The following is a 6,878-nucleotide window of genomic DNA, read 5'->3' as shown; positions in this document are numbered from 1 at the left end:
GAACCCGCGCTGTCTGCTTGGGAAGCAGAAGTTCTACCATTGAACTACAGCCCCGCACGCCTTGCGGCGCGTCTGCCATCATAGCGGGCGTCGCCGGATGGCCGGACATTCGAGCGCCGGGTCACCGGAGAACCCGCGGGCATTCCGCTCGCTACCCGCGGGCGGGCAGCATCAGCGAGAACGTCGTCGTCGAGGATCCGTCGAGCAGCAGATGCCCGCCCAGGCTCTCGGCGAGTTCGACCGAGAGGGCGAGCCCGATCCCCTCGCCGGCACTGTCGCTGCGCCGATGCGCTCGCCGCTGGAAGATCGAATTGCCGCGCGGACGTCTGCCCTCATCGCCGACCTGCACGGTGACGTACTCGGCGCGCCGCTTCGCGTCGATCGTGATGTCGCCACGACCGTGCCTGAGCGCGTTGTGAAGCAGCACGTCGATGATCTGCGACGCCGCAGCCGGGGCCTCGCCGAGGCCGTCGCGCATCCGCGCCACCCGGATGGAGCGACCTGCGGCATCCGCCTGTGCCCGCCAGCGCGCGGCGGACTCGTGCAGCGACTCGGCGAGCGGCTCGAAGGTGGTCGCGCCTGGCGTGTCGCCCCGCGCGAGCTCGAGCAGCTGCGCGATGGCATCCGACAGCCGGTCGATCTCGCGCACGGCGTGGTCGAGCTGATCGCGCACGACGGGCGGAGTCTCGGGCCACAGCGACAGATCCTCGAGTTCGAGGCGCAGCGCGGTGATCGGGGTGCGCAACTGGTGCGAGGCGTTCGAGGCGAACTCGTGCTCGCGGCGCAGACGGTCTTCGAGACTCTGCGCGCTCTCGCGCAGCGCGGCGTCGATCGCGCGCGCCTCCGGGACGCCGAGGCTCTGCTTCGGCGGCCGCAGGTTGCCTCTGCCGATCTCGCGCACGGTGTCGAGCAGCCGCAGGAACGGGCGCGACAGCGAACGGGCGAGCTGAATCGCGGCGATGGTCGCGACGATCAGCAGGCCCACGCCGATCATGATGACCGGTGTCACGGCTTTCGAGATGCGTTCGTTCACGATCTCGCCCGACCGGGTGAAAGACACCGTGCCGCCGCTGCGGACGACCGAGGTGCCGGTGATGTCGTCGGGTTCGGCGTCGGCGCCGGTGACCACGGTGGTGCCGTCGGGAGCGGTGTACGCCACCCGCTCCCCGTAGATGATCAATCCGGCCAGCAGCTTCTCGTCGACGGCGTCGGCGCCGGCTCCGGCGTCGATCACGGTGCCCACCATGCTCGCCATCCGCTTCGCGTACTGCTGCTCGGAGGCGTGCACGAGGTCGGCGACCATCACCACCCGCGGCACTCCGTACAGCGCGATGATGGCGATGGCGAGAGTGAGGAAGGCGACGATGAGTCGTCTATGCATCGGGCGCGCCCTCGTCGAGGCGGAAGCCCACGCCGCGCAGGGTGGTGATGCGCACGTCGGCGCCTGCCCCCTCCAGCTTCTGGCGCAGGCGGGCGACGGTGACGTCGAGGGTCTTGGTGGAGCCGAACCAGTTCGCGTCCCACACCTCGTCCATCAGCCGCTCGCGCGTCACCACGGTGCCGCGCTGCATGTCGAGCTGGGCCAGCAAATCGAACTCCTTGGTGCTCAGCGGCAGCTCGCGGTCGCCGGCGAGGGCGCGACGGGCGGCGACATCGATGACGAGTGCCAGGGGAGAGGCGGATGCCGAGGCGGCCCGCTCGGCAGAGGGCTGCGGCGCAGCGGCAGGGCTGCGTCGCAGCAGGGCGCGCAGCCGCGCCAGCAGCTCGGCCAGAGCGAAGGGCTTGGCGATGTAGTCGTCTGCACCGACGTCGAGGCCGACGACGCGGTCGAGCTCGCCGTCGCGTGCGGTGAGGATGACGATCCCGCCCGTGAAGTCCTGCTCGCGCAGTCGGCGGCACACGTCGAGGCCGTCCATGTCGGGCAGGCCGAGGTCGAGCACGACCAGATCGATGTCTGCTCCCGCACGGGCGAGCGCGGATGCGCCGTCGGCGACGCGCTCGACGTCGTAGCCCTCGCGATCGAGGGTGCGCAGCAGCGGCACCGCGATGCCGTCATCGTCTTCCACCACGAGGATGTGTCGTCCCACATGCTCGAGGCTATCAACGTCGTCGAGAGGCTCTTCAGGGCGGTCGGGCGTTGTCATCAGAAGTCCTTGTCGAGAGGGCCGCTCTCGGTGACCGGAGTTGCCGAGCAGCGCTGGCCGACGAGGTCGGTCGCGTTGGCGGAGGGTGTCCAGATCATCGCGGCGGTTGTGGTGACGGTGCGCACCGAGCCCGAGGTCAGGCCACCGAGGGTGACGCGGACGACGGTGGCGGGAACGCCGTTGATGGTCTCGGTCGTGGCGGTCATAGTGGCCGAGAACTGCGCCGTGGTCCACAGGCCGACGTGGTTGCCGCGCAGGTTGACGGAGCCGAGGTTGGTGTTCGGCACGTCGAACAGGTCGTTGGCCCCACTCGTGATGCCGCCGTCGCGCACCCGGGCCGTGACGGAGCGAGCCGAGCCGTCCCATCCGCTCGCGATGCTCGCCGGGTTGACGCGTCCGCTGTAGGTGAGCACCAGCACATCGCCGGCGTCGATCACCCCGGCCTTGCCGCCGTTGACGGCCTGCACGTCGGAGCCGCGCAGCGGCGCATTGTCGATGCGTCGGGCAGCGAGCACGGTCGAGGTGGTCTGCTTGCCGTGGCTGTCGGTGAGCACGGCGCGCAGGTCGTACGAGCCGTCCGCGACGGTCTTGGTGTCCCACGCGCAGCCGTAGGGCGCCGCGGCGAGGGTGCACACCGGCGACCACTTGCCGCTGCCCGCGGGGGAGTACTGGATCGCGACCGACGACACCCCGGCCGAGGCGTTCGCGGTGGCCGTCAGCTGCACGGCTCCGGTGAGGAACGCGCCCGGGTCGTCGAGCGAGATCGACGAGACGGTGTTGTCGACCAGGCGGCCGGTGATCACGGCCGACGTGGTGCTGTTGCCGGCCAGGTCGGTCGCGATGGCGCGGAACGAGTAGCGGCCGTACGGCAGCGGCACGGTGCTGAAGCGGCACGACCACGGCTCGTCGACGATGGTGCAGGCGGTCGTCCACGCGCCACCCGCACTCGGCTGGTACTGGATGGCGACGGATGCCACACCGGAGTGCGCATCGGCCGGCGCGGCGGCGAGGGTGACGGTGCCGGTGAGCACGCTGCCCGGGTCGGTCATGGTGACGGTGGGCGCGACGTTGTCGATCGTGACGGAGGAGACTTCCGAGGTCGTGACGACGGTCGGACGAGCCGTCGGCCACGCCACGACGCGCACGTCGTAGTCGCCGCTGGCCAGTGACGCCGTCGCCCAGTTGACGGTGCACGACGCGGAGCCGGCGATGCTCGCGCAGCCGGCGACGCTCTTCCAGCCGTTCGCGTCAGCGACCGAGTACTCGAAGCGCACCCCGTAGGTGGCCCGCGGATCGGCATCCGTCAGCGTCGCGGTCAGCGGCGTCGTGCCGCGCACCGCCTCGTCGAGGTCGGCGAGCACCACGGTGAAGGCGTTCGCGACGGTGACGCGCACCGGCGACGAGGTGGTGGCGTACCCCGCCTTGTCGGTGGCGGTGGCGCGCACGTCGTACGCGCCGTCGGCTGCGGAAAGCGTGTCCCAGCTGCAGCGGTAGGGCGCGGATGCCGTGCTGCACAGCGTCGTCCAGGTCGCGGCGCCGACGCTCTGCCACTGCACCACGACACTCGCGATGCCGGTCTCGGCGTCGGCCGCGTCGGCGGTGATGGTCGCGGATCCCCGCAGCGGTGCGCCGGGGGTGACGATGCTGACGGTGGGCGGGGTCCAGTCGGCGGCGGCGGATGCCGTGCTCGTCGCGTTCTCGGACTGCGACATGAAGGCGGCGGAGGAGGTCTGCAGTCCGTTCAGGGCGAAGACGGCCAGCAGGAGGGCGGCCAGAGCGGCGAGCGCGACGTTGCGCAGCGCGGTGCCGGTCATCGGCGTGCCCTTCGTCCTGGTCATGCTTCGACGTTACGGAGCAGCCGGTTACAGCCCGGCAACAGCCGGGCCTCAGCAAGGACACGATCGGCGGTGACGCGTCCCCGTGGGGACGCGGAAGAGGCCGCGGCGGTCAGCCACGGCCTCTTCGGGACCGGTCGGGTGCGGATGCGTCAGCTGCGCAGCGCACGCAGGAGGTCGCGCAGGAACATCAGTCCGATCAGCGCGGCGGGAAGGCCGATGGCCAGCATCCGCACTCCCGACATCGACAGCAGGATGAACACCCAGCCGACCGCGGGCACCCAGCCCTCGACACGCGGCTGCACGGCGGATGCCAGCGTGAACGTCCACGGGTCGATGCTGTCGTTGGCGTCGCCCTTCGTGCGCAGCACGCGACCGCCCTCGGCATCCGCCGTGTCGTCGATCGAGACGATACGGTGCGTGACCGGCTCATCGATGCCGGACTCCTTGGGTGGGACATAGGTGATGATGTCGCCGACCGTCAGATCCGCGACGGGCACCTGACGCTCGTAGACGACGGTGCCCTTCTCGAAGGTGCCCGACATCGAGCCGCCGGTGATGACGTAGCGGTCGAGGCCGAACAGCGACGGGACGAGCATGAGCCCCACCAGCGCTATGGCGCAGGCGACGGCGACGGCGATCAGGGTGCTGCCGATCGTGCGGGTCGTCTTCATGGGGCTCATGCTCTTCTCCTCTGATCTCGGGTGATCAGTGCCGATCTCGGGCGATCAGCGGGGGTGGGGCGCCCGGCGAACGGATGTCGGATGCCCCGGGTCAGGGGTGGGTGGTCACTGGCTGACGGCCGTGGCGGCCGCCTGCTTGGAGTCCCAGGTGTAGACGGCGGAGGCGTTCTTGCCCTGCTCGGTGTTGTCGGCGGTCTGCGCCAGCGTGGTGCTGAAGGTGTAGTCACGCGACTCGCCGGCGGCGAACTCGCCGAGGTCGAGCGCGCCGGCCTTGGTCAGGTCGCCGAAGGTGCCGGACCACACCGGGGTGCCGCTGCCGACGCGGGTGATGACGAGCTTGAGGTTCTCCGTCTTCACGAAGCCGTTGGTGGCGTTCTCGGTGAGGGTGAACGCTGCGGGCAGGGTGCCGGAGTTGGTGATGGTCACCTTGCCGTTCAGGGTGTCGCCCGGCTTGAGGTTCGAGGCGTTGAAGATCGCCTTGCCCGACTTGGAGTTCTGCTGGGCGAGCGTGCCGCTGCTGAAGGCGTTGGCGGAGTTGACCGAGTTGGCGACGAAGTCCGCACCCGAGCCGACGGCCACGGTCGCGGCGACCAGCAGACCGGCCAGCGGCAGGAGGATCAGCCGCTTGCGCGACTTGGCGGGGGTGGCGGTGGTGGTGGTGATCTCGGTCATGGTGTTTCCGTTCTGCTGGGCCGGTGCGGCTGTGGACTGTGGGGAAGCTTGTGATTCGACGCTACGGAGGCGCCGGTTACATGCGTGCCACAGCGCGGCAACGCCTCTGCCAGCGTTCGACCACAGAGTGCTTCGTCTCGGGCTCAGCCCAGTCGGGCGAGCTCGGTGACGGTGCGGGTGGAGGCATCCCAGCGGCGCAGTGCCCGCGCCGTGCCGGTGATCTCGCCGCCGACGAGCGGAAGCGCCCGCTCGAGATCCTGCATCCGCACCCGTCGGGCGAGGGTCATGTGCGGCGTCCATGCGCCCGGCGCGGTGTGCGGGGCGTCGTCACCCGGCCCGGCCGCCCGGTGCACATCGTCATGCAGGGCGAGCAGCGCAGACGACGGGATGACGCTGCGCACCAGCACCCGCCGGTCGCCGTGGCCGAACAGCAGCGGCGAGCCCAGGCGCACCTCGAACGCCGGCCGGGCGGTGAGGAGGGCGGCATCGACGTGCTCCAGAGCGCTTCGCACGAGAAGGGTCACGTGCGGCCTGTTGCTCGGCGCGGTGTGCGCGGCCATGCTCGACAGTCCGGCGGCGGCGAGGGCCTCCCACTCCGCGCGCACGGCGGTCTCGCTGACGTCGTTGAGCAGCAGCTCGATCGAGATCACCGGCGCCCGCGTCATGAGGTGAGAATAGTGCGGCTGGCGACAGGGGGCACCGTTACGCTGAACACGTGCTTCTCAGCGACCGCGACATCAAAGCAGAACTCGCAACGGGCCGCATCGGGCTGGCTCCCTACGACGAGCAGATGGTGCAGCCGTCGAGCGTCGACGTGCGACTCGACCGGTACTTCCGGCTGTTCGACAACCACAAGTATCCGTTCATCGACCCCTCCGAGGATCAGCCGGAGCTGACCAGGTTGATCGAGGTCGCCCCCGACGAGCCGTTCATTCTGCACCCCGGCGAGTTCGCCCTCGGCGCGACCTTCGAGCAGGTCACCCTGCCCGACGACGTCGCCGCTCGGCTGGAGGGCAAGTCGTCGCTCGGACGCCTGGGGCTCATCACGCACTCGACCGCCGGATTCATCGACCCGGGGTTCAGCGGGCACGTCACGCTCGAGCTGGCGAACGTCGCGACCCTTCCGATCAAGCTGTGGCCAGGGATGAAGATCGGTCAGTTCTGCTTCTTCCGCCTCACCTCGCCCACCGAGAACGCGTACGGCTCCGGTCCCTACGGCAATCGCTATCAGGGGCAGCGCGGGCCGACGGCATCCCGCTCGTTCCAGAACTTCCACCGCACCGACGTCGGCACGTCCGACGCGGGAGCCCTGGGCGGCTGACATGAGCGATCCGTCGAGGGATGCCGAAGGCGCGGCGCCGGAGTCGGCCGTGCCGGAGCTCGACGTGCCGGAGTCGGCTGTGCCGGAGCTCGACGTGCCGGAGTCGGCCGTGCCGGAGGCGGCCGTGCCCGAGCTCGACGTGCCCGAGGCGACGATCCCCGACCCGGTGATCCCCGCCCCGGTGATCCCCGAGGCGCTGCTCGCGGAGCCGGTCATTCCGCCG

At 70.3% G+C, this 6,878-nt stretch carries 7 protein-coding genes and 1 pseudogene; 2 read left to right on the top strand and 6 right to left on the bottom strand.

Features of this window, described 5'->3' with window-relative positions; genetic code table 11:
• Nucleotides 1-151: 151 nt before the first annotated feature.
• The 6 genes from RT309_RS12965 to RT309_RS12940 all read right to left on the bottom strand — a co-directional run bounded on the left by RT309_RS12965 (nt 152) and on the right by RT309_RS12940 (nt 5,999).
• Nucleotides 152-1,381, bottom strand: a complete 1,230-nt coding sequence (locus tag RT309_RS12965; protein WP_313357662.1) for a HAMP domain-containing sensor histidine kinase — start codon at nt 1,379-1,381, stop codon at nt 152-154.
• Complete coding sequence (locus RT309_RS12960) at nt 1,374-2,144, bottom strand: response regulator transcription factor (protein WP_313357660.1); 771 nt, start codon at nt 2,142-2,144, stop codon at nt 1,374-1,376. Before RT309_RS12960 ends, RT309_RS12965 begins: the two co-directional genes overlap by 8 nt.
• Nucleotides 2,144-3,982, bottom strand: a complete 1,839-nt coding sequence (locus RT309_RS12955; RefSeq protein ID WP_313357658.1) for an Ig-like domain-containing protein — start codon at nt 3,980-3,982, stop codon at nt 2,144-2,146. The genes RT309_RS12960 and RT309_RS12955 overlap by 1 nt, the downstream gene beginning before the upstream one ends.
• Nucleotides 3,983-4,131: 149 nt before the next feature.
• Nucleotides 4,132-4,662 (bottom strand): signal peptidase I, encoded by a 531-nt coding sequence (locus RT309_RS12950; RefSeq protein WP_313357657.1) that lies wholly within the window; start codon nt 4,660-4,662, stop codon nt 4,132-4,134.
• Between the two features lie 105 nt (nt 4,663-4,767).
• Nucleotides 4,768-5,334, bottom strand: a complete 567-nt coding sequence (locus RT309_RS12945; RefSeq protein ID WP_313357655.1) for a TasA family protein — start codon at nt 5,332-5,334, stop codon at nt 4,768-4,770.
• A gap of 143 nt (nt 5,335-5,477) precedes the next feature.
• Nucleotides 5,478-5,999: a 2'-5' RNA ligase family protein gene (locus tag RT309_RS12940; RefSeq protein ID WP_313357653.1), complete on the bottom strand. Its 522-nt coding sequence runs from the start codon at nt 5,997-5,999 to the stop codon at nt 5,478-5,480.
• Between the two features lie 50 nt (nt 6,000-6,049).
• On the opposite strand from RT309_RS12940, the gene dcd reads away from it, so the two are divergent.
• Together dcd and RT309_RS12930 are read left to right on the top strand one after the other, a co-directional pair.
• The gene (dcd, locus tag RT309_RS12935; protein ID WP_313357651.1) at nt 6,050-6,655 is read left to right on the top strand and encodes a dCTP deaminase; all 606 of its coding nucleotides are present in this window, start codon (nt 6,050-6,052) and stop codon (nt 6,653-6,655) included.
• 1 nt (nt 6,656) lies between these two features.
• Nucleotides 6,657-6,878: pseudogene (locus tag RT309_RS12930) on the top strand (hypothetical protein); the annotation flags it as partial.

Source organism: Microbacterium sp., from assembly GCF_032084865.1.
Taxonomy (GTDB): domain Bacteria; phylum Actinomycetota; class Actinomycetes; order Actinomycetales; family Microbacteriaceae; genus Microbacterium.
This window is presented reverse-complemented; position numbering and strand designations above follow the sequence as displayed.